Annotated in this window: 23 protein-coding genes; 21 read left to right on the top strand and 2 right to left on the bottom strand. The window is 66.3% G+C overall.

The window, feature by feature from the left end; all coding sequences use genetic code 11:
• Window positions 1–23 precede the first annotated feature (23 nt).
• Genes MUU56_RS30160 through grpE form a run of 5 tightly spaced genes read left to right on the top strand, consistent with a single transcriptional unit; the run spans window position 24 to window position 3,335 of the window.
• Window positions 24–1,436: a cytochrome ubiquinol oxidase subunit I gene (locus MUU56_RS30160; protein ID WP_245082148.1), complete on the top strand. Its 1,413-nt coding sequence runs from the start codon at window positions 24–26 to the stop codon at window positions 1,434–1,436.
• A 5-nt stretch (window positions 1,437–1,441) separates the two neighbouring features.
• Window positions 1,442–2,446 carry a cytochrome d ubiquinol oxidase subunit II gene (cydB, locus tag MUU56_RS30155; RefSeq protein WP_245082145.1) on the top strand — a complete coding sequence of 335 codons (1,005 nt, stop codon included), beginning with the start codon at window positions 1,442–1,444 and terminating at the stop codon, window positions 2,444–2,446.
• Window positions 2,446–2,550, top strand: a complete 105-nt coding sequence (locus MUU56_RS30150; protein ID WP_245082143.1) for a DUF2474 family protein — start codon at window positions 2,446–2,448, stop codon at window positions 2,548–2,550. The genes cydB and MUU56_RS30150 overlap by 1 nt, the downstream gene beginning before the upstream one ends.
• Before the next feature lie 26 nt (window positions 2,551–2,576).
• On the top strand, window positions 2,577–2,741 hold the full coding sequence (locus MUU56_RS30145; protein ID WP_398433136.1) for a hypothetical protein: 165 nt from the start codon (window positions 2,577–2,579) through the stop codon (window positions 2,739–2,741).
• Window positions 2,742–2,771: 30 nt separating this feature from the next.
• On the top strand, window positions 2,772–3,335 hold the full coding sequence (gene grpE, locus MUU56_RS30140; protein WP_245082138.1) for a nucleotide exchange factor GrpE: 564 nt from the start codon (window positions 2,772–2,774) through the stop codon (window positions 3,333–3,335).
• A gap of 65 nt (window positions 3,336–3,400) precedes the next feature.
• Here the strand turns inward: grpE and MUU56_RS30135 are convergent, their stop codons facing one another.
• A complete protein-coding gene (locus tag MUU56_RS30135; protein WP_245082134.1) occupies window positions 3,401–4,639 on the bottom strand; it encodes a molybdopterin molybdotransferase MoeA in 1,239 nt (412 codons plus the stop codon).
• Window positions 4,640–4,935: 296 nt separating this feature from the next.
• Here MUU56_RS30135 and dnaK point away from each other — a divergent pair, with 296 nt between their 5' ends.
• The 12 genes from dnaK (at window position 4,936) to MUU56_RS30075 (ending at window position 17,392) form a co-directional block, all read left to right on the top strand.
• Window positions 4,936–6,816, top strand: a complete 1,881-nt coding sequence (gene dnaK, locus MUU56_RS30130) for a molecular chaperone DnaK (RefSeq protein ID WP_245082130.1) — start codon at window positions 4,936–4,938, stop codon at window positions 6,814–6,816.
• A 98-nt stretch (window positions 6,817–6,914) separates the two neighbouring features.
• Window positions 6,915–7,811: a DnaJ C-terminal domain-containing protein gene (locus MUU56_RS30125; protein ID WP_245082127.1), complete on the top strand. Its 897-nt coding sequence runs from the start codon at window positions 6,915–6,917 to the stop codon at window positions 7,809–7,811.
• A gap of 2 nt (window positions 7,812–7,813) precedes the next feature.
• Entirely contained in the window at window positions 7,814–8,095 is a 282-nt protein-coding gene (locus MUU56_RS30120; protein ID WP_245082117.1) for a chaperone modulator CbpM, read from the top strand.
• Window positions 8,096–8,120: 25 nt separating this feature from the next.
• Window positions 8,121–9,506 (top strand): sigma-54-dependent transcriptional regulator, encoded by a 1,386-nt coding sequence (locus tag MUU56_RS30115; RefSeq protein WP_245082114.1) that lies wholly within the window; start codon window positions 8,121–8,123, stop codon window positions 9,504–9,506.
• Complete coding sequence (locus tag MUU56_RS30110) at window positions 9,499–11,532, top strand: sensor histidine kinase (protein WP_245082111.1); 2,034 nt, start codon at window positions 9,499–9,501, stop codon at window positions 11,530–11,532. Before MUU56_RS30115 ends, MUU56_RS30110 begins: the two co-directional genes overlap by 8 nt.
• 168 nt (window positions 11,533–11,700) lie before the next feature.
• On the top strand, window positions 11,701–14,310 hold the full coding sequence (gene clpB / locus MUU56_RS30105; RefSeq protein ID WP_245082109.1) for an ATP-dependent chaperone ClpB: 2,610 nt from the start codon (window positions 11,701–11,703) through the stop codon (window positions 14,308–14,310).
• Window positions 14,311–14,335: 25 nt separating this feature from the next.
• Window positions 14,336–14,590, top strand: a complete 255-nt coding sequence (locus MUU56_RS30100) for a DUF2171 domain-containing protein (RefSeq protein ID WP_245082102.1) — start codon at window positions 14,336–14,338, stop codon at window positions 14,588–14,590.
• A gap of 58 nt (window positions 14,591–14,648) precedes the next feature.
• Window positions 14,649–14,843 (top strand): hypothetical protein, encoded by a 195-nt coding sequence (locus MUU56_RS30095; RefSeq protein ID WP_245082100.1) that lies wholly within the window; start codon window positions 14,649–14,651, stop codon window positions 14,841–14,843.
• 53 nt (window positions 14,844–14,896) lie between these two features.
• Complete coding sequence (locus MUU56_RS30090; protein ID WP_245082098.1) at window positions 14,897–15,952, top strand: Dyp-type peroxidase; 1,056 nt, start codon at window positions 14,897–14,899, stop codon at window positions 15,950–15,952.
• On the top strand, window positions 15,945–16,745 hold the full coding sequence (locus MUU56_RS30085) for a family 1 encapsulin nanocompartment shell protein (protein ID WP_245082096.1): 801 nt from the start codon (window positions 15,945–15,947) through the stop codon (window positions 16,743–16,745). The genes MUU56_RS30090 and MUU56_RS30085 overlap by 8 nt, the downstream gene beginning before the upstream one ends.
• A gap of 27 nt (window positions 16,746–16,772) precedes the next feature.
• Window positions 16,773–17,003, top strand: a complete 231-nt coding sequence (locus MUU56_RS30080; protein ID WP_245082093.1) for a hypervirulence associated TUDOR domain-containing protein — start codon at window positions 16,773–16,775, stop codon at window positions 17,001–17,003.
• Window positions 17,000–17,392, top strand: a complete 393-nt coding sequence (locus MUU56_RS30075) for a hypothetical protein (RefSeq protein WP_245082090.1) — start codon at window positions 17,000–17,002, stop codon at window positions 17,390–17,392. Before MUU56_RS30080 ends, MUU56_RS30075 begins: the two co-directional genes overlap by 4 nt.
• Window positions 17,393–17,411: 19 nt before the next feature.
• Here the strand turns inward: MUU56_RS30075 and MUU56_RS30070 are convergent, their stop codons facing one another.
• The gene (locus MUU56_RS30070; protein WP_245082087.1) at window positions 17,412–17,816 is read right to left on the bottom strand and encodes a hypothetical protein; all 405 of its coding nucleotides are present in this window, start codon (window positions 17,814–17,816) and stop codon (window positions 17,412–17,414) included.
• 77 nt (window positions 17,817–17,893) lie between these two features.
• Here MUU56_RS30070 and cls point away from each other — a divergent pair, with 77 nt between their 5' ends.
• The 4 genes from cls to MUU56_RS30050 all read left to right on the top strand — a co-directional run bounded on the left by cls (window position 17,894) and on the right by MUU56_RS30050 (window position 22,656).
• Complete coding sequence (gene cls, locus MUU56_RS30065; protein ID WP_245082073.1) at window positions 17,894–19,315, top strand: cardiolipin synthase; 1,422 nt, start codon at window positions 17,894–17,896, stop codon at window positions 19,313–19,315.
• 272 nt (window positions 19,316–19,587) lie between these two features.
• Window positions 19,588–20,643 carry a TRAP transporter substrate-binding protein gene (locus tag MUU56_RS30060; RefSeq protein WP_245082070.1) on the top strand — a complete coding sequence of 352 codons (1,056 nt, stop codon included), beginning with the start codon at window positions 19,588–19,590 and terminating at the stop codon, window positions 20,641–20,643.
• Window positions 20,644–20,710: 67 nt separating this feature from the next.
• Window positions 20,711–21,217 (top strand): TRAP transporter small permease, encoded by a 507-nt coding sequence (locus tag MUU56_RS30055; protein ID WP_245082061.1) that lies wholly within the window; start codon window positions 20,711–20,713, stop codon window positions 21,215–21,217.
• Window positions 21,214–22,656 carry a TRAP transporter large permease gene (locus tag MUU56_RS30050; protein WP_245082055.1) on the top strand — a complete coding sequence of 481 codons (1,443 nt, stop codon included), beginning with the start codon at window positions 21,214–21,216 and terminating at the stop codon, window positions 22,654–22,656. The genes MUU56_RS30055 and MUU56_RS30050 overlap by 4 nt, the downstream gene beginning before the upstream one ends.
• The last annotated feature ends 38 nt before the right edge of the window (window positions 22,657–22,694 follow it).

Genomic DNA, 22,694 nt, shown 5'->3' with positions numbered 1-22,694 from the left:
TGCCGGAACAGGAGGCGAGGGCAGTGTTCGATGGGCTCGATCCGGTGGTGCTGGCGCGCGCGCAATTCGCGTTCACCGTCTCCTTTCATTTCATCTTCCCGGCCTTTTCCATCGGCCTTGCCAGCTATCTCATGGTGCTGGAAGGCCTCTGGCTGAAGACCGGCAAGGGTGTCTACGCCAACCTCTACCGCTACTGGCTGAAGATCTTCGCCGTCGTCTTCGGCATGGGGGTCGTCTCCGGCGTGGTCATGTCCTACCAGTTCGGCACCAACTGGTCCGTCTTCTCGCACAAGGCGGGGCCGGTGATCGGGCCGCTGATGGCCTATGAGGTGATGACGGCCTTCTTCCTTGAGGCGGGCTTTCTCGGCGTCATGCTCTTCGGCATGAACAAGGTCGGCAAGGGCCTGCATTTCTTCGCGACATCGATGGTGGCCCTCGGCACGCTGATCTCGGCCACCTGGATCATCGCCGTCAACAGCTGGATGCAGACGCCGGCCGGCTTCGCCATCAACGACAAGGGTCAGTTCATTCCGGCGGGCTCGTGGTTCGATATCGTCTTCACGGCCAGCTTTCCGTTCCGCCTCGTCCACACGGTCATCGCCGCATACCTGACCACGGCCTTTGCGGTCGGTGCCGTCGGCGCCTGGCATCTGCTCAGGGATCGGGCCAATCCGGGGGCACGAAAGATGTTCTCGATGGCGATGTGGATGGCCGCGCTCGTCGCGCCGGTCCAGATCCTTGCCGGCGACGCGCACGGCCTCAACACGCTGGAGCACCAGCCTGTCAAAGTGCTGGCGATGGAAGGCGATTATCGCCCGAGCCCGAATGGCGCGCCGCTCATCCTCTTCGGCTGGCCCGACAGCGAGGCCGCGGACGTGCGCTATGAGGTGTCGATCCCCCATCTCGGATCGCTCATCCTCAAGCACGATCCGTTTGCGCCGCTGCCGGGCCTCACGGATTTCCCGCGTGACCAGTGGCCGCCGGTGCCGATCGTCTTCTGGTCGTTCCGGTTGATGGTGGGCCTCGGCTTCGCCATGCTGGGCATCGGCCTGTGGAGCCTTTTCGCGCGCTATCGCCGGCAGCTCTACGACTGGCCGTGGCTGCACCGCGCCGCCGTCCTCATGGGGCCGTCCGGCTTCGTCGCGGTCATCGCCGGCTGGGTGACGACGGAGGTCGGCCGCCAGCCCTTCACCGTCTACGGCCTGTTGCGCACGGCCGAATCCCATTCGCCGCTCGCTGCGCCCGCCGTCGCCGTTTCGCTGATCGCCTTCGTGATCGTCTATTTCGCCGCCTTCGGCGCAGGCACCTACTATCTCCTGCGCCTGATGGCCAAACCGCCGGAGCCGGGCGAGAGCGAACCGCAGAAGGTGCCGCAGCGCGCAGCGGGCATCACGCCCGCTTCGGGTGTCGCCGCCCGCACGGTGGGCAGGGAGTAAGCGCCATGGAAAGCCTCGACCTCACGCTCGTCTGGGCGGGCATCATCGGTTTTGCCGTCATGGCCTATGTGGTCATGGACGGCTTCGACCTCGGCATCGGCATCCTGTTTCCCACGCTCCAGGTGGGCGAGGAGCGTGACCAGGCGATGAATTCCATCGCGCCGGTCTGGGACGGCAACGAGACCTGGCTGGTGATGGGCGGCGGCGGGCTCTTCGCGGCCTTTCCGCTCGCCTATGCCATCGTGCTGCCGGCGACCTATCCGCTGATCATCGCCATGCTGCTCGGCCTGATCTTCCGTGGCGTCGCCTTCGAATTCCGCTGGCGTGATCCGCGCCACCGCCCGGTCTGGGATGTCGCCTTCAGCCTCGGCTCGGTCGTCGCGGCTCTTGCGCAGGGCATGACGCTCGGCGCCATCCTCCAGGGGATAACGGTGGAGAACGACGCCTATGCCGGTGGCTGGCTGGACTGGCTGAGCCCGTTCAGCGTGCTGACCGGCCTTGCCGTGGTTGCCGGCTATGCGCTGCTGGGCGCCACCTGGCTGGTCTGGAAGACGGAGGGGTCGAGCCTTCGCCATGCGCAGACGATGGCGTGGAGGCTCGGCATCATGACGCTGGTTGCGCTTGCCGCCGTCAGCGCCGCCACGCCCAACCTCCACTACGAATACTGGCGGCGCTGGTTCGAGATGCCGGGCGTGTTGCTGACCGCGCAGGTGCCGCTGCTCGTCGCCATCACCGCGGCCATCCTCTTCTGGAGCCTTCGACGCGGGCATGAGCGGCTTCCCTTCCTGATGGCGCTGGCGCTTTTCCTGCTCGGTTTCGTCGGGCTCGGCATCAGCCTCTACCCCTATGTCGTGCCGCCGGCCGTGACGATCCGCGATGCGGCCGCGCCGACGGAAAGCCTGCGCTTCATGCTGGTCGGCGCGCTTGTCATCATCCCTCTGATCCTGACCTATACCGGTTGGGCCTACTGGGTGTTCCGCGGTAAGGTCGGCACCCACGGATATCACTGATGCCGACCGTGCGGCAGGTCGGCTGGATGCTGTTGATCTGGCTGTCGAGCGTCGCCGTGCTCGGCCTCGTCGCCGCGATCCTGCGGTTCTGGCTACGGGCCTGACGGCCGGCGGCAAGGGAGGAACGGATTTGAACGCAGCACTTTCCGATCCGCGCCCGCCGGCACCGCATGCCGCCCATGCCTCGGTCTATGCGGCACTGGCCGGCAATGTGGCCGTGGCCGTCACCAAGCTCGTCGCCGCCGTGCTCACGGGCAGCGCGGCGATGTTCAGCGAGGCGGCATCCGGCCGGTAGCCATCAACGATGAAGAGCGAGGAGCAGATCATGAGCAAACCCGCAACTCCGAACGACGTGGAAACGGAGACGCCCCGCGAGGAACCCGGCGAAGCCGCCGTCGAGGCCGTCGTGCGGCTGGAAGCGGAGGTCGCCGACCTCAAGGACCGCCTGCTGCGGGCGCTCGCGGAGACGGAGAACCTGCGCCGCCGCGCCGAGCGCGATGTCAGCGATGCGCGGCAATATGCCGTCAGCAAGTTCGCGGCCGACCTCGTCGGTGTCGCCGACAATCTGGAACGGGCGCTGGCCAGCGTGCCGGCGGAGGCAAGGCGAGGCTCGGCCGTGCTGAAGACGCTTTCCGATGGCGTCGCGCTGACCGGCAAGGACCTGATGCAGGTTTTCGAGAAACACGGCATTCGCCGGATCGAACCGCTCGGCGAGCGGTTCGATCCCCACCTCCATGAGGCCCTGTTCGAGGTGGCCGATCCCTCGGTGCCGAGCGGCACCGTCAGCACGGTCGTCTCGCCGGGTTATGCCATCGGTTCGCGTCCGTTGCGGGCCGCGAAGGTGGGGGTCGCGCGGGGCGGTCCGGCGGCGGCGGCGGATGGCGGCTAGGCATTTCGGGCAAAGTGCGAGGCGGCCTTGGACCGATGATCAGGGTGGGCGGTGGAAGCGGCCGCCTACAGGTCGAGCACGGGCACGGGTGCACCCGTCGGCAGGGCCGGTCCGCCGGCGGGGCGCAGCACGAGCAACTCCGCCTTCGCCAGCGGCAATTGCGCGGAAGCCGACTGGCGAGGCAGGATGGTGACGGTGCCATCCGGGCCGCGATGGCCGAACAGCGCCATGTCGCGCATCGGGTCCGCCGCCTCGGCGGCCGCGCCGAGCGGCTTCTCCTGCCAGTCGAGCGCCGCCGCGAAAGGCCGGCCGGAAAGGGTGGAGAGGAGGGGCGCGAGGAAAAGCCGGGCGATGGTCATCGCGGCGGCGGGGTTTCCGGGGAGGCCGAGGACATGGACGCCGCCGGCCTTGCCATACCAGACGGGCTTTCCCGGCTTGATCGAAACGCCCGCGAAGAAGGGGACGAGACCGAGCGCGCGCAGGACGGGACGGGCGAGGTCGCAATCGCCGTTCGAGGCACCGCCGGCGATGACGAGCACGTCGCAATCCTCAAGCGCCGCCAGGACGGCCTTGCGGATCGCGCCGGCATAATCCGGGCAGAGCATGCCGCCGACGGCGTCGGCACCCCATTGCCGCGCCATCAGAAGGAGCGGCAGGGAAAGGCTGTCCGGCACGCGATTGCCGGTCTCGGCGGCAAGGCCCGCACCGACCAGCTCGCTGCCGTTCGTGATGACGCGCACTCCCGGCCGCCGATGGACGAGGACGTCGCCATTGTCCGATGCCGCCGCCACGAGGAGCTTTGCGGGGTCGAGAAGCGTACCCCGCGGCAGGACGAGCTGGCCGGCCTCGAAGCCCGAGGCCTTCAGGCGGACGTGGCGTGCGCCGGGAAGCGGGCCGGCGAGGCGGATGGTCGCCGGCGTCTCCTCCACGAGCTCGAAGGGGATGACGCGGTCCTTGCCCGGCGGCATCGGCGCCCCGGTCGTCACCCGCACGGCTGCGGAGGGATCGCGGCCGGCAGGGGCGCTGTCGCCGGGATAGCTGGCGCCGGCGAGCGCGAAGGTGAGGCAGCCGGCCTGAACGGCCTTTTCCGACACCGCGAAACCGTCCATGGCGGCGACGGTTTCGCGCGGAGAGTCGATGCGGGCGAAAAGAGGTTCGGCCAGGATGCGAAAGCCGGCATTGCCGAGCAGAACCCGTTCGGTTCCGGCAGGCTCGGCTTGCGAGCGCAGGATCGTCTGCGCCTCCCTGAGCCCCATCTTGGCTGTGCATGGCGCTGCCGCGCGCCACTTTCCGAGCATCGTCATCTGCTGTCCTCGCTGTCTGCCATGCCGGAAGGTCACCGCACATGGCCCTCCCGGCGAACGGACTGCAACAAACGTGCCATGCGGCCGCGATTGCGAAATCAACGATTTGTGCGTCGAGGCGGCCCCCACGCCGACAGATTGTCCCCCGAAAGGCGGACAGCTTGTCTGCGGCGGTGGCCTTCCTTCTCTTAAATGATTGAATTTCCGCGGCTTGCGAACTGGCATGGGCATTGCTGAGAAAACGGATGGCGACGGCATCCGCCGACCGGAAGAGCAACAGCAAGGAGGAGTTCGCAATGGCAAAGGTCATCGGTATCGATCTGGGGACAACCAATTCCTGCGTGGCGGTCATGGACGGCAAGGCGGCGCGTATCATCGAGAATTCGGAAGGCGCGCGCACGACCCCGTCGATCGTCGCCTTCACCAGCGACGGGGAGCGGCTCGTCGGGCAGCCGGCCCGCCGGCAGGCCGTGACCAATCCAACGAACACGATCTTCGCCGTCAAGCGCCTGATCGGCCGGCGCTATGACGATCCGACCGTGACCAAGGACCAGGGGCTGGTGCCCTACAAGATCGTCAAGGCGGGCAATGGCGATGCCTGGGTGGAGGCGGAAGGCAAGCCCTACTCGCCCTCGCAGATCTCGGCGATGATCCTGCAGAAGATGAAGGAGACCGCGGAAGCCAATCTCGGCGAGGCGGTGACGCAGGCGGTCATCACGGTTCCCGCCTATTTCAACGACGCCCAGCGCCAGGCCACCAAGGATGCGGGCAAGATCGCGGGCCTGGAGGTGCTGCGCATCATCAACGAGCCGACGGCCGCCGCGCTCGCCTATGGCCTCGAGAAGAAGAAGCAGGCCAAGATCGCCGTCTACGACCTCGGCGGCGGCACCTTCGACATTTCCATCCTCGACATCGGCGACGGGGTCTTCGAGGTCAAGTCCACCAATGGCGATACCTTCCTCGGCGGCGAGGATTTCGACATGCGCTTGGTCGAGTACATCGCCGACGAATTCAGGAAGGACCAGGGCATCGACCTCCGCAAGGACAAGCTCGCCCTCCAGCGCCTGAAGGAAGCGGCGGAAAAGGCGAAGATCGAGCTGTCCTCCTCCACGCAGACCGAGGTCAACCTGCCGTTCATCACCGCGGACGCGACGGGGCCGAAGCACCTTCAGGTGAAGATCACCCGCTCGAAATTCGAAGCGCTGGTGGAGGACCTCGTGCAGCGGACCATCGAGCCCTGCCTCAATGCGCTGAAGGACGCGGGCCTCGACGCCAAGGATGTCGCCGAGGTGGTGCTGGTCGGCGGCATGACGCGCATGCCGAAGATTCAGGAGACCGTGCAGAAGATCTTCGGCAAGGAACCGCACAAGGGCGTCAACCCGGACGAGGTGGTCGCTGTCGGCGCGGCCATCCAGGCGGGCGTGCTTCAGGGCGATGTCAAGGACGTGCTGCTGCTCGACGTGACGCCGCTCTCGCTCGGCCTCGAAACGCTCGGCGGCGTCTTCACCCGTCTCATCGAGCGCAACACCACGGTGCCGGCTAAGAAGAGCCAGACCTTCTCCACCGCCGAGGACAACCAGAGCGCCGTGACGATCCGTGTCTTCCAGGGCGAGCGCGAGATGGCGGCCGACAACAAGATGCTCGGCCAGTTCGACCTGATGGGCATCGCGCCCGCCCCGCGCGGCGTGCCGCAGATCGAGGTGACCTTCGACATCGACGCCAACGGCATCGTCAACGTCTCTGCGAAGGACAAGGGCACCGGCAAGGAGCAGCGCATCCAGATCCAGGCCTCCGGCGGTCTTTCCGAGGCGGATATCGAGCGCATGGTCAGGGATGCCGAGACGCATGCGGCCGAGGATCGCAAGCGCAAGGAGGTCGTCGAGGCGCGGAACGTCGCCGAAGCCGTGCTGCATACGGCCGAAAAGGCGCTTGCCGAAGAGGGGACGGCCGCCGCCCCTGCGGATCGCCAGGCGGTCGAAGCCGCGGCGGTGGCCGTGCGCGATGCGCTGGGCGGCGAGGATGCGGCCGCGATCCGCGAGAAGGCGGAGGCCTTGCAGGAGAAGGTCTCGGCGCTCGCCCAGTCTTCCGCGTCCGCCGGTGCGGCGTCGTCGGCCCCGGCGGAGGACGGCGTCGTCGATGCGGAGTTCAGCGAGGTTCCCGACGACGAGCGCAAATGAGGATGATGGGGGAAATTCGGCGGCGGGGCAGTCTGCCTCGTTGCCGGAAGCCCGCCATGGCCTAATTATGATCGACACAACCCGATTTGGAGCCGGTCGTGACAAGTCCCTATGATGTTCTCGGCGTTGTGCCCGGCGCGACGGCGGCCGAGATCCAGAGTGCGTACCGCAAGCTTGCCAAGAAGCTGCACCCGGACCTCAATCCGGGCGACAAGGCGGCGGAGGACAAGTTCAAGGAGGTCGCCGCGGCCTATGACCTTTTGGGCGATGCGGACAAGCGCAAGCGCTTCGACGCGGGCGAGATCGACGCCGCCGGCGCCGAGCGCCCGCCGCGCCAGGGCTATTACCGCGACTATGCCGGCGGGCCGGCGGACCATCCCTATGCGGATGCCTCGGCCTATGCCGACTTCATGGACGGCGACGACATCTTCGCCGACCTCCTGCGCCGCAGCCAGAAGGGGCGGGCGAACCGGCGCGGCGCGGACCTGCACTACCGGCTGGAGATCGCCTTCGCCGATTCCATCGCCGGGGCGACGCGGCGCATCACGCTGCCGGACGGCGGCACGCTGGACGTGAAGATCCCGCCGGGCCTGGTCAGCGGCCAGGTGATCCGGCTGAAGGGCAAGGGGGCGCCGGGCGGCGGCGGGGCGGGCGATGCACTGATCGAGGTGGAGGTGCTGGCCGATCCGCGCTTCACGCGGGAGGGCGACGACATCACGCTCGAGCTGCCGGTCTCGCTGGGCGAGGCGGTTCTGGGCAGCCGGGTGCGGGTTCCGACGGCCACGGGCGCGGTGACGATGACGGTTCCGAAGGGCTCGAACACGGGCACGACGCTGCGGCTGAAGGGCAAGGGGGCGCCGCGTCGGGGCGGGGGCTTCGGCGACCAGCTGGTGCGGCTGAAGGTGGTTCTGCCGAGCCCGCCGGACCCGGCGTTGGAGGCCTTCGTGGCCGGCTGGGCGAAGGGGCAGGCGTTCAATCCGCGTGAGGAGGCCTGATCATGGCGATGAGCAAGGAGGCGTTCCTGGAGAGCGCCGGGCTGAAGGGACAGGTTGTGGACGTGTGGATCGCGCAGGAATGGCTGGTGCCCGAGCAGACGCCGTCGGGCCCGCGGTTCCGGGAGATCGACATCGCCCGGGCACGTCTGATCCTGGAGCTGCGCGCGGGCCTCGGCGCGAACGATGCCGGCATCGACGTCATCCTGCACCTGATGGACCAGCTGCACGGCATGCGCCAGGCGCTCGACGCCCTGCGAAAGCACGTCGGCGAAAACAGGGACTGACGGCGGAAACGGAAAGGACGGGACGATGGGACAGAACAAAAGCGCGGCGGAGCCGCCCGGCCTTGCGGAGTTCGGGCCATGGCTGGCCCAGGCCGCGATCCTCATCGTCGACGACGAGCCCGGCATCTGCAACTTCCTGATCAAGACGCTGCGGCCGCGCTGCCGGCTGATCGATGTCGCCGCCAATACGGTGGAGGCGTCCCGCAAGCTCGACGAGCAGAATTTCGACGTCGTGATCATGGACAACATCATGCCCGGCCAGACCGGTCTCGAATGGCTGGCCGAGCAGCGCGCCATCGGCTTCTTTGCAGATGTCATCCTGATGACGGCCTATGCCGACCTCGACACGGCCATCGATGCGCTGCGGGCCGGCGTGGTGGATTTCATCCTGAAGCCCTTCCGCTCGAACCAGCTGCTCAACGCCATTGCCCGCTGCCTGGACCGCAAGCGGCTGCAGCGCGAGAACGACGTGCTGCGCCACGAACTGACCTCGCCGTCGCACCAGCTTCTCCTGCGCAACAAGCTTCTCGGCGGGTCCAAGGCCATCCAGCACATCCGGGAGACGATTGCCCGTATCGCGCCGCTGCCGACATCCGTTCTCCTGACCGGCCAGTCGGGCACCGGCAAGGAGGTGGCGGCGCGCTCCCTGCATATGCTGTCCGACCGGGCCGACAAGCTCTTCGTGCCGATCAACTGCGGCGCGATTCCGGCGGACATGATCGAGAGCGAACTGTTTGGTCACCTCAAGGGCGCCTTCACGGGCGCCAGCCGCAGCCGTGAAGGCCTGATGCTGCATGCGCATGGCGGCACGGTGTTTCTCGACGAGGTCGGGGAGCTGCCCCTGCCGCTGCAGACCAAGCTGCTGCGCGTCCTCGAAGACCGGCGCGTGCGGCCGGTCGGCTCGGAGCGAGAGGTTCCCTTCGATGCCCGCTTCATCTTCGCCACCAATGCCGATCTCGCCAAGCGCGTGGAGGCAGGTACCTTCCGGGCGGACCTCTATTTCCGCATCAACGTCATCCAGATCCATCTTCCGCCCCTGCGCGACCGGGGCGAGGACGTGCTGGAACTGGCGGACATGTTCATGCGGGAACTCTCCCAGCAGCTCGGCATGCCGCCCGTTCGCATCGACGAGAAGGCGGAAGCCGCGATGCTCCGCTACGACTGGCCCGGCAATATTCGCGAGCTGCGCAACCTGATCGAGCGCAGCGTCATCCTCGGCGGCTTTCCCGCCAGCATCGGGCCTGTCGCGGCGGATGACGACCAGCCGCGCAGCGAGAACCTTGCCGATATGGAGCGGCGGCATATCCTTGCCGTGCTGCGGGAGGCGCGCGGCGACCGGGAGGAAGCGGCGCGGCGCCTCGGCATTTCGCGCAAGACCATCGATCGAAAATATGCAAGCTGGTATGGCTGAGGCGAGCGAAAAATCGGGCTTCTTCCGGCGGTCGGTGCGCTACCGCCTGCTGGCGATCGCGCTGGTTCCGATGCTGGTCGTCCTGCCGGTCCTGCTCGCGATCGGCATCGACCGGTGGAACGATCGTTTCGACGCGGTGACGATCGCGAAGGTGAACGACGACCTGACGATCGCACGCCAATATCTTTCCCGTATTCTGGAAAACACCGAAAACAGGCTGGTCGCCATCGGAGAATCCGAGCGCTTCCGCCAGCTGCTGCGCGCCGGGAACGAGTCGGACCGGGCGTTTCCGGTCTATCTCGAGGCGACCGCGCAGCGCGGCGGGTTCGATTTCTTGTATGTGGTTGCTGACGACGGCGAGATCCTTGCCGGCGACAAGGCGGCGACGCCCGCAACGCTGCGCTGGGACTGGCCGGTGGTGGTTTCGGCGCTTGCCGGCCGGTCGAGGACGGCGATCGACGTGTTCGCCGGTTCGGAGCTTTCGGCGCTCTCCCCGCAACTGGCGGAGAGGGCGCGCGTCGAGATCGTGCCCGTGGTGCGTGACGGCGCGCCGGGTGGTCTCGTCGAGACGCGCGGGCTCGTTCTCCAATCGGCCGCCACGCTGCTTTTGCCGGACGGGCGGCGTGCCGCGCTCGTCGGCGGCATCCTGCTCAATCGCAACCTCGGTTTCGTCGATGCGATCAACGATCTCATCTATCACGGTTCCACGCAGCCCGACGGCACGCAGGGCACCGCCACGCTCTTTCTCGACGATATACGCGTCAGTACGAATGTACGCCTGTTCGGTGATCGGCGCGCCATCGGCACCCGCGTTTCCGAAGAGGTGCGCAGCACGGTGCTGGACCAGGGCAAGACCTGGCTCGACAGTGCCTTCGTCGTCAACGACTGGTATGTCTCGGCCTATGAGCCGATCGTGGACAGCTACGGCCGCCGGGTGGGCATGCTTTACGCCGGCTTCGTCGAGGCGCCCTTCGCCAAGGCGAAACACGAGACATGGCTGACGATGGGCGTCGCTTTCCTGCTTGCCGTCCTCGCCACGGTGCCGCTCTTCCTCATTTGGGCCCGCACCATCTTCAGGCCGCTCGAACGCATGAAGGAGACCATCGCGCGGGTCGAGGACGGGGACCTTGCGGCGCGGACCGGGGCGGTCGAAAACCGCGACGAGATCGGTCTCGTGGCGAGCGAGCTGGACAGGCTCCTCGACGGCATCCAGACGCGTGACGCGGAGCTTCGCCTGTGGAACGACCAGCTCAGCCAGCGGGCGGAGCAGCGGGCGCTCGAACTGCGCGATACCGCCGCGCGCCTGGAGACGACGACGCGCCAGCTCGTCATGTCGGAGAAGCTCGCCGCCATCGGCGAGATCACGGCCGGCGTTGCCCACGAGATCAACAACCCGATCGCCGTCATGCAGGGCAACCTCGAAATCATCCGCGACATGATGGGGCCGGGCGCCGAGGAGGCGAAGACGGAGTTTCGCCTGATCAACCAGCAGATGAACCGCATCACCGAGATCGTCACCAAGCTCTTGCAATTCGCCAAGCCGCAGGAATATGCCGGCTTTACCGAGGACTATGCCCCGGCCGATGTCATTTCCGACACTCTGCCGCTGGTGCAGCATCTCCTGAAGAAGACGATGATCACCGTCGAGCGCGAGGACCGCGCGCTGCGCCTGATCCGGATGAGCCGGACGGAGCTTCAGCAGGTTCTCGTCAACCTGATCGTCAATGCCATCCATGCCATGCCGCGGGGCGGGTGCCTTGGACTGCGCACCGTCGATGCCGCGCATGGCGGCGTGGACGGCGTCGAGATCGAGGTGAGCGATACCGGCGCGGGCATGACGCCGGACGTGATGGGCAGGATCTTCGCTTCCTTCTTCACCACCAAATCCCGGGAAGGCACCGGCCTCGGCCTTTCGATCAGCCAGATGCTGATGTCGCAGCACGGCGGCAAGATCACGGTCCGCAGCGAGCCCGGCGAAGGCACGACCTTCAAGGTCTGGCTGCCGGCGACAGAGGATGATTTCTGACAGGAATGCCGGACAGAATGTCCGCGGGCTTTTCGACACTCTGTCTTGAGCGGCTGCCAATCTGCAGCGCAAGCCCTTGATTTCTCTCGTCATGAAGACTGGCATGCCCGTTGCAATTCCTTTCCCGAGGCAGGACGGCGGCAGGCCGGCCCATGGGAGAGGTGATCGATGGACGTCGAGAAATTTACCGATCGCGCGCGCGGCTTCATTCAGTCGGCACAGTCGCTGGCCACGCGCGAGGGCAACCAGCAATTCACCAGCCTGCATCTGCTCAAGGTTCTTCTGGACGACGAGGAGGGACTGGTCTCGGGCCTCGTCGAACGGGCCGGCGGCAGCGCGCGCACCCTTCTTGCGGTGACGGAGACGGAGCTGGCGAAGCTGCCGAAGGTCACGGGCGGCTCGGGCCAGGTCTATCTCGCCTCGGAGGCCGCCCGGCTGCTGTCCGCGGCGGAAAAGCTGGCACAGAAGGCCGGCGACAGCTTCGTCACGGTCGAGCGCCTGTTCCAGGCCATGCTGGAGGACAGGCAGAGCGACGCCGGCAAGCTTCTGGACCGCAGCGGGCTCGACGCGGCGCTCCTCGCCGCCGCCATCGACAAGCTGCGCAAGGGCCGCACCGCCGACAGTGCCTCGGCCGAAAACGCCTATGACGCGCTGAAGAAATATGCCCGTGACCTCACGCGCGCCGCCCGCGACGGCAAGCTCGACCCGGTGATCGGCCGCGACGAGGAAATCCGCCGCACCATCCAGGTCCTCTCCCGCCGCACGAAGAACAACCCGGTTCTGATCGGCGAGCCGGGCGTCGGCAAGACGGCGATCGTGGAAGGGCTGGCGCTGCGCATCGTCAACGGGGACGTGCCGGAAAGCCTCAAGGACAAGGCCCTGATGGCCCTCGACATGGGGGCCTTGATCGCCGGCGCGAAATATCGCGGCGAGTTCGAGGAGCGCCTGAAGGCCGTGCTGCAGGAGGTGACCTCCGCGGCCGGCGGCATCATCCTTTTCATCGACGAGATGCATACCCTGATCGGTGCCGGCAAGACGGACGGCGCGATGGACGCCTCCAACCTCCTGAAGCCGGCGCTGGCGCGTGGCGAGCTGCATTGCGTGGGGGCGACAACGCTCGACGAATATCGCAAGCATGTGGAGAAGGATCCGGCGCTCGCCCGCCGTTTCCAGCCGGTCTTCGTGCCCGAGCCCACGGTGGAGGATACGATCTCCATCCTGCGCGGCCTCAAGGAGAAATACGAGCTGCACCATGGCGTGCGCATCGCCGATTCCGCCCTCGTCGCCGCCGCCACGCTCTCCAACCGCTACATCACCGACCGCTTCCTGCCGGACAAGGCCATCGACCTGATGGACGAGGCGGCGGCGCGGCTGAAGATGCAGGTCGATTCCAAGCCGGACGAGCTGGATTCCCTCGACCGCGAGATCATCCGCGCCAAGATCGAGCAGGAGGCCTTGAAGAAGGAGCACGACGCAGGTTCGAAAAGCCGGCTGAAGGCGCTGGACACGGAACTGGCGGACATGGAGCGCCGCTCGGCCGACCTCACCTCGAAATGGCAGGCGGAAAAGGGCAAGCTGTCCGACGCCCAGAGATTGAAGGGCGAGCTCGAGAACCTGCGCACGGAACTCGCCAACGCCCAGCGCAAGGGCGAATTCCAGCGGGCGGGGGAGCTTGCCTACAGCACGATCCCGGAGCTCGAAAAGAAGCTCGCGGCCATCGAGGAGGGCGAACATTCCTCCACCGGCGAAACGGTGACCGCCGACAATATCGCCGAGGTCGTCTCGCGCTGGACGGGCGTGCCGGTCGACCGGATGCTGGAGGGCGAGAGGGAAAAGCTGCTGCACATGGAAGAGACGCTGCGCAGGCGCGTCGTCGGGCAGGCGCAGGCGGTGCGTGCCGTTTCCACCGCCGTGCGCCGGTCGCGCGCGGGCCTCCAGGATCCGAACCGGCCGATCGGCTCCTTCATGTTCCTCGGCCCGACGGGCGTCGGCAAGACCGAGCTTGCCAAGGCGCTCGCGGCCTTCCTCTTCGACGACGACACCGCGATGCTGCGCATCGACATGTCGGAATTCATGGAGAAACACTCCGTCGCAAGGCTGATCGGCGCGCCGCCCGGCTATGTCGGCTATGACGAAGGCGGCGTGCTGACGGAGGCTGTTCGCCGCCGTCCCTATCAGGTCATCCTCTTCGACGAGATCGAGAAGGCCCATCCCGACACGTTCAACATCCTGCTACAGGTGCTGGATGACGGCCGGCTGACCGACGGGCAGGGCAGGACGGTCGATTTCCGCAACACGCTCATCATCATGACCTCCAACATCGGCGCGGAATTCCTCGTCAACCAGCCGGAAGGGGAAAAGACCAGCGCGGTGCGCGATGAGGTCATGACGATGGTCCGGGCGCATTTCCGGCCGGAGTTCCTGAACCGCATCGATGCCGTGATCCTCTTTCACCGTCTGCAGAAGAGCGACATGGGCAAGATCGTCGACATCCAGTTCGCGCGCCTCGCCCGCATGCTGGAAGAGCGCAAGATCGCGGTCACCCTCGATGACGCCGGCCGCGACTGGCTGGCGGAAAAGGGCTGGGATCCGGCCTACGGCGCGCGTCCCTTGAAACGGGCGATCCAACGCTATGTACAAGATCCGTTGGCGGAAATGATCCTCGCCGGCGAGGTGCGCGACGGAACGAGCGTTCGCGTCTCCGCCGCCGATGGCGATATCACCTTCAATGGCAGGAAGCCTGAATTCGTCGATGAAGACGAATTCGACATGGTCTGAACATCATCCGAAAGGGAGAAATGGCATGAGCGACAAGGTCCGGGAAAACATGGAAGTCATTGGCGCCGACGGCGTGCATGTGGGCACGGTCGACCGTGTGGAAGGCAACCGCATCAAGCTGAAGAAGAGCGACAGCTTCGGCCATCACGAAGGCCACCACCATTATATCGAGATGGGCTTCGTGGCCGGCGTCGAGGGCGACAAGGTGCGCCTGTCGGCCAATGCCAATATCGCCGTGACGCTGGAAGAGGAAAAATCCGGCCGTCCGGTCGACCTCTGACCAGCTCCGGGGCGGCTTTCCTCCGGCCGCCCCGTTTTCTCCAGCACAGGGTGCCCTCATGGAAAACTACGATCTCTATCTGAACCCTCAAAACCCGGCGATCGGCCTTTATGTGCGCACCGGCGCCGGCCTGCCCGACATTGCCGATGCGAAGGACTGGATTTTCGATGGCACGGTGGAAAAAGACTCGCTACCTTCCAATGTGGTGAAGGCGGTCGAGGCAAACGGACACGCCTTCCGCGACATGGATTGAGCCGGCTTTCCAGCCGGCTTCGTCTCTTCCCGCCATTGTCGAGCAGGTCGCCCATGAATGCAGTCCTCCCTTCCGTCGTCCCGCAGCCGGTCGCGGCGCGGCTGACGCGCGCAGCCATCTTTCTGGTCGTCACGCTCGGGCCCGGCCGGGAGGCCGAGACTGCGGTTCGCGCGCTTTGTGCCGATCTGTCCGGCCTTTTGCGGGCGGTTGGTTTCCGCGATCTGGAGGGCGGGCTCTCCTGCGTCTTCGGCATCGGCTCGGATGCCTGGGACCGGCTGTTCGGCGTGCCGCGCCCGAAGGAGCTGCATCCCTTCCGAGAAATCCGCGGCCAGCACCATGCGGTCGCCACGCCCGGCGATCTTCTGTTCCACATCCGCGCCGCGCGCATGGATCTCTGTTTCGAGCTGGCGAGCCAGATCATGAGCCGGCTGACCGGCTTCGTTTCGACGGAAGACGAGGTGCACGGCTTCAACTATTTTGACGACCGCGACCTGATCGGCTTCGTCGACGGCACGGAAAACCCGGTCGACGGCGCTGCCGTGGCGGCCACGATCATCGGCGACGAGGACCCGGATTTTGCCGGCGGCAGCTATGTGATCGTGCAGAAATACCTGCATGACCTCGCCGCCTGGAACCGTGTGCCGGTTTGCGAACAGGAGAGGATCATCGGCCGGGAAAAGCTTTCAGACATCGAGCTCTCCGATGCCGCCAAGCCGAGTTACGCGCACAACGCGCTCACCACGATCGAGGAGGATGGCGAGCAGCTGGAGATCCTCCGCGACAACATGCCGTTCGGCAGCGTCGGCAAGGGCGAGTTCGGCACCTATTTCATCGGCTATGCGCGCTCGCCGCGGCGGATCGAGATGATGCTGGAGAACATGTTCATCGGCCGTCCGCCGGGTAATTACGACCGGCTGCTCGATTTCAGCCGCGCGGTCACCGGCACGCTGTTCTTCATTCCCTCCGCCTCCTTCCTCGACGCGGTCCTGCCCGATGGCGTTGCGGCGCCCGAGGCGGCTGCGCCGGCGGCGGCGGACCCGCCACCCTCGCGCCGCGGCGACGGATCGCTCGGCATCGGCTCTCTCCGGAAAGGGGCTTCCCATGAATAACCTGCACCGTGCACTTGCACCCGTCTCCGAGGCCGCCTGGGCGGAAATCGAGGAAGAGGCGTCGCGCACGCTCAAGCGCCACCTTGCCGCCCGCCGGGTGGTCGACATGGTCGGTCCCTCAGGCTCCGGCCTTTCGGCGGTCGGAACGGGCCATGTGATGCCGATCGCGCCGCCTGCCGAAGGCGTGCAGTCGGTGAAACGCGAGGTCAAGGCGCTGGTCGAGCTTCGCGTGCCCTTCCAGCTTTCGCGCAGCGCCATCGACGACGTGGAGCGCGGCGCGCTCGACAGCGACTGGTCGCCGGTCAAGGAGGCGATGCGCACGATCGCCTTTGCCGAGGACCGCGCCGTGTTCGACGGTTATGCCGCCGCCGGCATCGAGGGTATCCGCGCGGCCGCGAGCAATCCCGCCGTGCCGCTGCCGGCCGGCGTGAAGCGTTATTCCGATGCGGTGGCGCGGGCGGTCGGCCAGCTTCGCCTTGCCGGCGTGCAGGGGCCATATGCGCTGGTGCTCGGCAGCGACGCCTATATCGCCGCGAGCGGCGGCAGCGACGATGGCTATCCGGTCTTCCACCATATCGAGCGGATCGTCGACGGCGGGATCGTCTGGGCGCCGGCCATCGAAGGCGGCCTCGTCCTGTCGCTGCGCGGCGGCGATTTCGAGCTGACCGTCGGGCAGGATTTCTCCATCGGCTATCTCGGCCATTCGGCCACGACCGTCGACCTCTATGTGCAGGAAAGCCTGACCTTCCGCACGCTGACGACCGAAGCGGCGGTGGCGCTGGTGCCGGAGTGAGGCGGAACGGCAGGAAAGGAGGACGGAGTGAGCAGGCGATTTGCAGTCGGTGACCATGTCACCTGGAATTCGGAGGCCGGCCGGGTGTCGGGCACCATCATCGCCGTCCATACCGAAGACTTCGACTACAAGGGCCACACCCACCGGGCATCGCCCGATGATCCGCAATATGAGATCAAGAGCGACAAGACCGACCACATCGCCGCGCACAAGGGCGGCGCTCTCAGTCTCGTCGAGGACGAAGGGAGCACGTCATGACCCTCGTGACGACCCGTCAACTGACGCAGGACATCCAGGCGAAAGCCGGTCTGCTGACCGACCGCGTCGGCCTGGTGCCCCAATCGGCGGACCAGCCGATGGATGCCGGCGACCTCCTGTTCTATCTTTCCGGGACGTCCATGCCCATGGCGGCTTTTCTGAGGGCGCACGGTCTTTTCGCCGACGGGGAGGGGCTGCATTTCGATCCCGCGCAGTTCGCCGAGATCCGTGAGACCGCCGATACGGTGATCCGCGAATACGAGGCCGGCAACCGGCAAGGCGCGTGGAAACGCTTCGACCTTTCCGAAGACGAGGACGCCGCCGGCAACGGCACCTATCTTCTCATCGTGCTCGCCGCGCTCGATCTTCTCTACGGGCATGCCCCTTGAGGGGCGGGCCGGCCATCCCTCACGCCGGCCTGTCGGGGCCATCCCGCTGCCCGTCTCGTGCGATATCGGCGCTGCGGTGGGAGAAAAAGGCGCCGAACATGCCGGCCACGGTCGCGACCACGGTGATCGCATAGATATCGATCAGCAGGCACAGCACCTTTCCGGGCACGGTGACGGGGTTTGCCATGGCGGAGGAGAGCGTCGTCAACTGCGAGGTGGTGAAGAACAACGCATCCCAGAAGGTATGGATGTCCGTTTGCGAATGGTTTCTCTCCAGAAGGAAAAGAAGGCCGCTCGCGACGATGTCAACGAGGAAGGTCAGCGCGAGGGCGGCGCTCAGCCTGTCGCGCAGGTGGGAGTGCGGGATGCTGCTGGCACGGACCAGCGCCCGGATATCGTCAACGATACGACGCAATGCGCGCATGGGTGGTCTCGCCTTTCCCAGGGGTTTTCGGGATGGTACGGGATCGGTGAAGGGAATGCGACGGGTGGAGGCGCAATATGGTGTTCATGGCCGTGCACATTCTCGTTGTCGCGGTTGCTGCCGCGCATATCCTCCTGCGTCCGCACCGGCAGCCGGAATCGCGCGCCGCCTGGCTCGTTCTTGTCCTGACGCTGCCCTATCTCGGCGCGCTGGCTTATCTTCTCGTCGGGCAGACGAATGTCGGGCGCAAGCGTGTGGAACGGCTGAGGGCGGCGTTCCTTGGCCTGCCGCGGCCACAGGATGCGCCGGGCTGGCATGCCGTGCCGCGGACGCCGGACAGGCACGAGGCGCTCTTCGCCGTCGGCAGGTCGATCAGCGGCTACCTGCCGGTAGGCGGCAACAGCGCCCGCCTGATGGAGGACTCGAACGCCGCCATCGATGCGATGGTCAAGGATATCGACGCGGCGGGCGACCATGTCCATCTCCTGTTCTACATCTGGCTTGCCGACCGCAACGGCACGAAGGTGGCGGAGGCGGTGCAGCGTGCCGCGCGGCGCGGGGTTGCCTGCCGGGTCCTCGTCGACGATCTCGGTTCGCGCGATCTCGTGCGTGGCCCGCTCTGGCGGGACATGGCGGCGGCGGGGGCGGAGGTCCGCCGGGCGCTGGTGATCGGCAACCCGCTCCTGCGCGCGCTTACCGGCCGCATCGATCTGCGCAACCACCGCAAGATCGCGGTCATCGACAACCGCATCACCTATTGCGGGAGCCAGAACTGCGCTGATCCCGAGTTCCTGCCCAAGAGGAAATTCGCCCCCTGGGTCGATGTGCTGATGCGGTTCGAGGGTCCGGTGGTGCGGCAGAACCAGCATCTCTTCGCCAGTGACTGGATGGGCAACGGCGGTGGCGATATCAGCGATCTCCTGCGCCGGCCGATGGAAGCGGTGAAGCCCGGTTTCACCGCGCAGGTGATCGCCACCGGCCCCACCTTCCGCAACTCGGCCATGCCGGAAATGTTCGAGAGCCTCATCTATGCGGCGAAGCGCTCGCTGTTTATCACGACGCCCTACTATGTGCCGGACGCGGCGATGCAGGCGGCGCTCTGCGCCTGCGCCAACCGGGGCGTCGACACCACCCTCGTTTTCCCCGCGCGCAACGACGACTTCGCCGTCGCGGCGGCAAGCCGCAGCTATTATTCCGACCTTCTCCATGCGGGGGTGAAGATTTTCGAATACGAAGCCGGGCTGCTTCACGCCAAGACGCTGACCATGGACGGGGAAATCACGCTGATCGGTTCGGCCAACATGGACCGGCGCAGCTTCGACCTCAACTACGAGAACAACATCCTCGTCGAGGATGCAGACCTGACGGCGACCCTGCGTGCCCGGCAGGAGACCTATCTCACGCAATGCCTGCGGATCCTGCCGGAGGAGGTCGGCTCCTGGGGCATCGGGCGGCGCCTGTGGAACAATGCCCTCGCGATCGTCGGGCCGCTACTGTAGCCGTGATCCCCCCGCCATGAATAACGTTCCTTCTCCCCCTGCCGTCGGCTTGCGCGGGCGGCTCCATCCTGGGCGAGCATGACGTCGAAGCGATGCGGCTTCGGCTGTAAATGTTCTGGCCGCGATCACGCCTATTGATTATCGGGCGAAACCTGCATAATTTGCTTAGCATGTTAAATATGCTGGTGTGGCGCGGCCGCTTCCAGCATGAAATCAGGCATTCGTCTGCTCGAGGAGGAGCAGGCGGGGAGGCCGGATCCAAGGAGGAGAGAATGGAATTCACCAGGCGAACGTTCATGGCGACCGCGGGGATTGCGCTTGCCGCCCCGGCTGTTCTGAAGTCCACCATCGCACGCGCTCAGGATGCCGTTACGCTCAGGCTGCACCACTTCCTGCCGCCGGCCGCCAATGTCCACCAGCACCTGCTGATGCCCTGGGCCAAGATGCTGGCCGACGAGAGCGACGGCAAGCTCACGGTCGAGATCTTCCCGGCCATGCAGCTCGGCGGAAAGCCGCCGCAGCTCTATGACCAGGCGGTCAACGGCGTCGTCGACATCGTCTGGACCCTGCCGGGCAACACGCCCGGGCGGTTCCCCTCGACAGAGGTCTTCGAACTGCCGTTCGTCGCCGCGCAGAAGGCGTCGGTCAACGCGCCGGCCTGCGAGGAATATTCCCAGGCCCATGTCGTTCCAGGGGTGACGGATACCAAGATCCTCTGCTTCTGGGCCCATGACCACGGCCTGATCCACAGCAATGCGGAAATCAGGACGAAGGAAGACCTTGCCGGACTGAAGCTGCGCAACCCGACCCGCCTGGCCGGCGAAGCGCTTGGCGCGCTCGGCGCAACACCGGTCGGCATGCCGATCCCGCAGATTCCGGAAGCGCTGGCGCAGCGCGCCATCGACGGCTGCGTCGTGCCGTGGGAGGTTGTGCCCTCGCTCAAGATCGATGAGTTGACCTCGTATCATCTGGAAATACCGGGCACGCCGACGCTCTATACCGCGACCTTCTTCCTGGCGATGAACAAGGCGCGGTACGAGGGCCTTGCCCCCGAACTGCGCGAGATCCTGGACCGCAACAGCGGCCTTGCCTTCGCAAACGCCGCCGGTGAAATGTGGGACAGGGTTGGCGCCGAGGTTCGCGCCAAGGTCGAGGCCGGCGGCAAGAACAAGGTCACCACGATCAGCGAGGAGGAAAAGGCGCGCTGGGTCGAAGCCACGGCGCCGGTTCGCGACACGTGGGTCGCCGACATGAAGGCGAAGGGGCTCGACGGCGAGGCGCTTCTCAAGGCTGCGCAGGACGCGATCCAGAAATACGCCAAGGCCTGACCAGGACCGCCGGGACGGTGCCCTGGCCGTTCCGGCGCATCTCTCCACGATCGCTATGGAGCCTTTCATGGAAAAGGTCGAACAACCGCGCCCGGATCATCGAGCGGGCTGGGTCGAGCGCCTGGCCGGCATGCTGGCCGTGGCCGGCGGCATTCTCATCTGCTTTGCGGCTGTGCTGGTGACGGTCAGCGTCGCCGGACGCCGGCTGTTCAACAAACCGATCCCGGGGGACTACGAGCTGGTCGAGATCAGCGTCGGAACCGCGGTGTTCGCCTTTCTGGCCTATACGGCAGCCAAGAGCGGCCACATCGCCGTCGATACCTTCACGCTCAAATTGCGATCGCGCTTGAATGCCGTTGTCGATGGGCTCTGGAACCTCCTGCTGGCGGGGTTCCTCGGCTTCTTCTCCTGGGGGCTCCTGGCCGGAGGGTTGAGCGCACGCGCCTATGGCGAAACGCTGATCCAGATCGCTTGGCCGATCTGGCCCGTCTATGTCACCTGCTCCCTTCTCGCCGCACTCGCCTGCCTGATCACGCTCGCGGTCGCCTTTCGCAAGCTTGGAGGCGGCAGATGAGCGGATTCTCCATCGCGCTGCTCGGGTTCGGCGCCATGCTGCTGCTGATCGCGGCGCGCATGCCCATCGCCCTGGCCATGCTGGTGGTCGGCGCTGCCGGCTATGCATGGCTGTCGAGCCCCCACGCCCTGATCTACTATCTGCAGACCAACGCCTACAGCCAGTTCGCCAGCTATACGCTGTCGGTCATTCCGCTGTTCGTGCTGATGGGGGCGCTGGCGGAGCGCTCTGGCATCGCGGCAACGCTCCTGCGCGCGGCGGAACACAGCCTTGGCCGCCTGAGGGGCGGCATGCCGATGGCTGTGATTGCCGCCTGCGCCGGCTTCGGCGCCATCTGCGGCTCGTCGGTCGCCACCACCGCCACGTTCGGAAGGGCGGCATTGCCGGAACTGCGCCGGGCGAACGTGAATCCGGGCTTCGGCACGGGCACCATCGCGGCCGGCGGCACGCTGGGCATCCTCATTCCGCCCTCGGTCATCCTCGTCATCTATGCCATTACCGCCGAGCAGAACATCGCCAAGCTTTTCCAGGCGGCCCTGATTCCCGGGCTCATCGCGGTGGCGTTCTACATCGTCGCGATCGCCGTTGCCGTTCGGCGCAATCCCGAGCTGGCACCGCCGATCGAATTCGCGCCGCCGGCAGCCACCCCGCGCCCCGCATGGGCCCGCCCCGCGGGCGCCGTGCTGGTTCTCCTTGCCGCGGGCGCCTGGCTTGCGGGATATCTCGGCGCGGTCGGCGGGGTGCTGCTGGCGATCCTCGGCCTGCTCATGGTCCTTGCCGATTTCGCCGTCGTTCCGGCGGCGGCCATCGCGGTGGTCGTCGTCGGCGGCATCTACGGCCAGGTGTTCACGCCGACCGAGGGGGCGGCCGTCGGGGCCGCCATCATGCTGGCGGTCGGCATTGCGCAGAGGCGCCTCGACCTGGAGGACATCCGGCACAGCTTCCTCCAGACGGCGGAAACGACCGGCATGATCTTCCTCATCCTGCTGGGCGCGGAGGTCTTCGGCGCATTCCTGGCGCTGACCCAGATGCCGATGACGCTCGCTTCGATGATCGGCGAATCGTCCCTGCCGCCCTATGCCGTCATCTGCGGCATGATGCTGGCCTATATCGTCCTCGGCGCGGTGATGGACGAACTGGCCATGATCCTGCTGACCCTGCCGGTCTTCATGCCGGTCGTGCTCTCGCTCGACTTCGGCATGCCGACCGAGGACGTTGCAATCTGGTTCGGCATACTGGTGCTCGTCGTCGTCGGTATCGGCCTCACCGCGCCGCCGATTGGCCTTAACGTCTTCATCATCAACAAAATCGCCCGGGACGTTCCGATCGTGAGCACCTATCGCGGGGTATTCCCCTTCGTCATCGCGGACTTCGTCCGCCTTGTCGTTCTCCTCGCCTTTCCGGCGATCTCACTGTGGCTGGTGCATCTGCTGAACTGACGCGAGGGCGGCCCGCCGCCTTGCAGCCGGCGCTGGCG

This window comes from Shinella yambaruensis, assembly GCF_022899355.1.
Classification (GTDB): domain Bacteria; phylum Pseudomonadota; class Alphaproteobacteria; order Rhizobiales; family Rhizobiaceae; genus Shinella; species Shinella yambaruensis.
The sequence above is the reverse complement of the archived record's forward strand: the minus strand, read 5'-3'. Positions and strand labels throughout refer to the sequence as shown.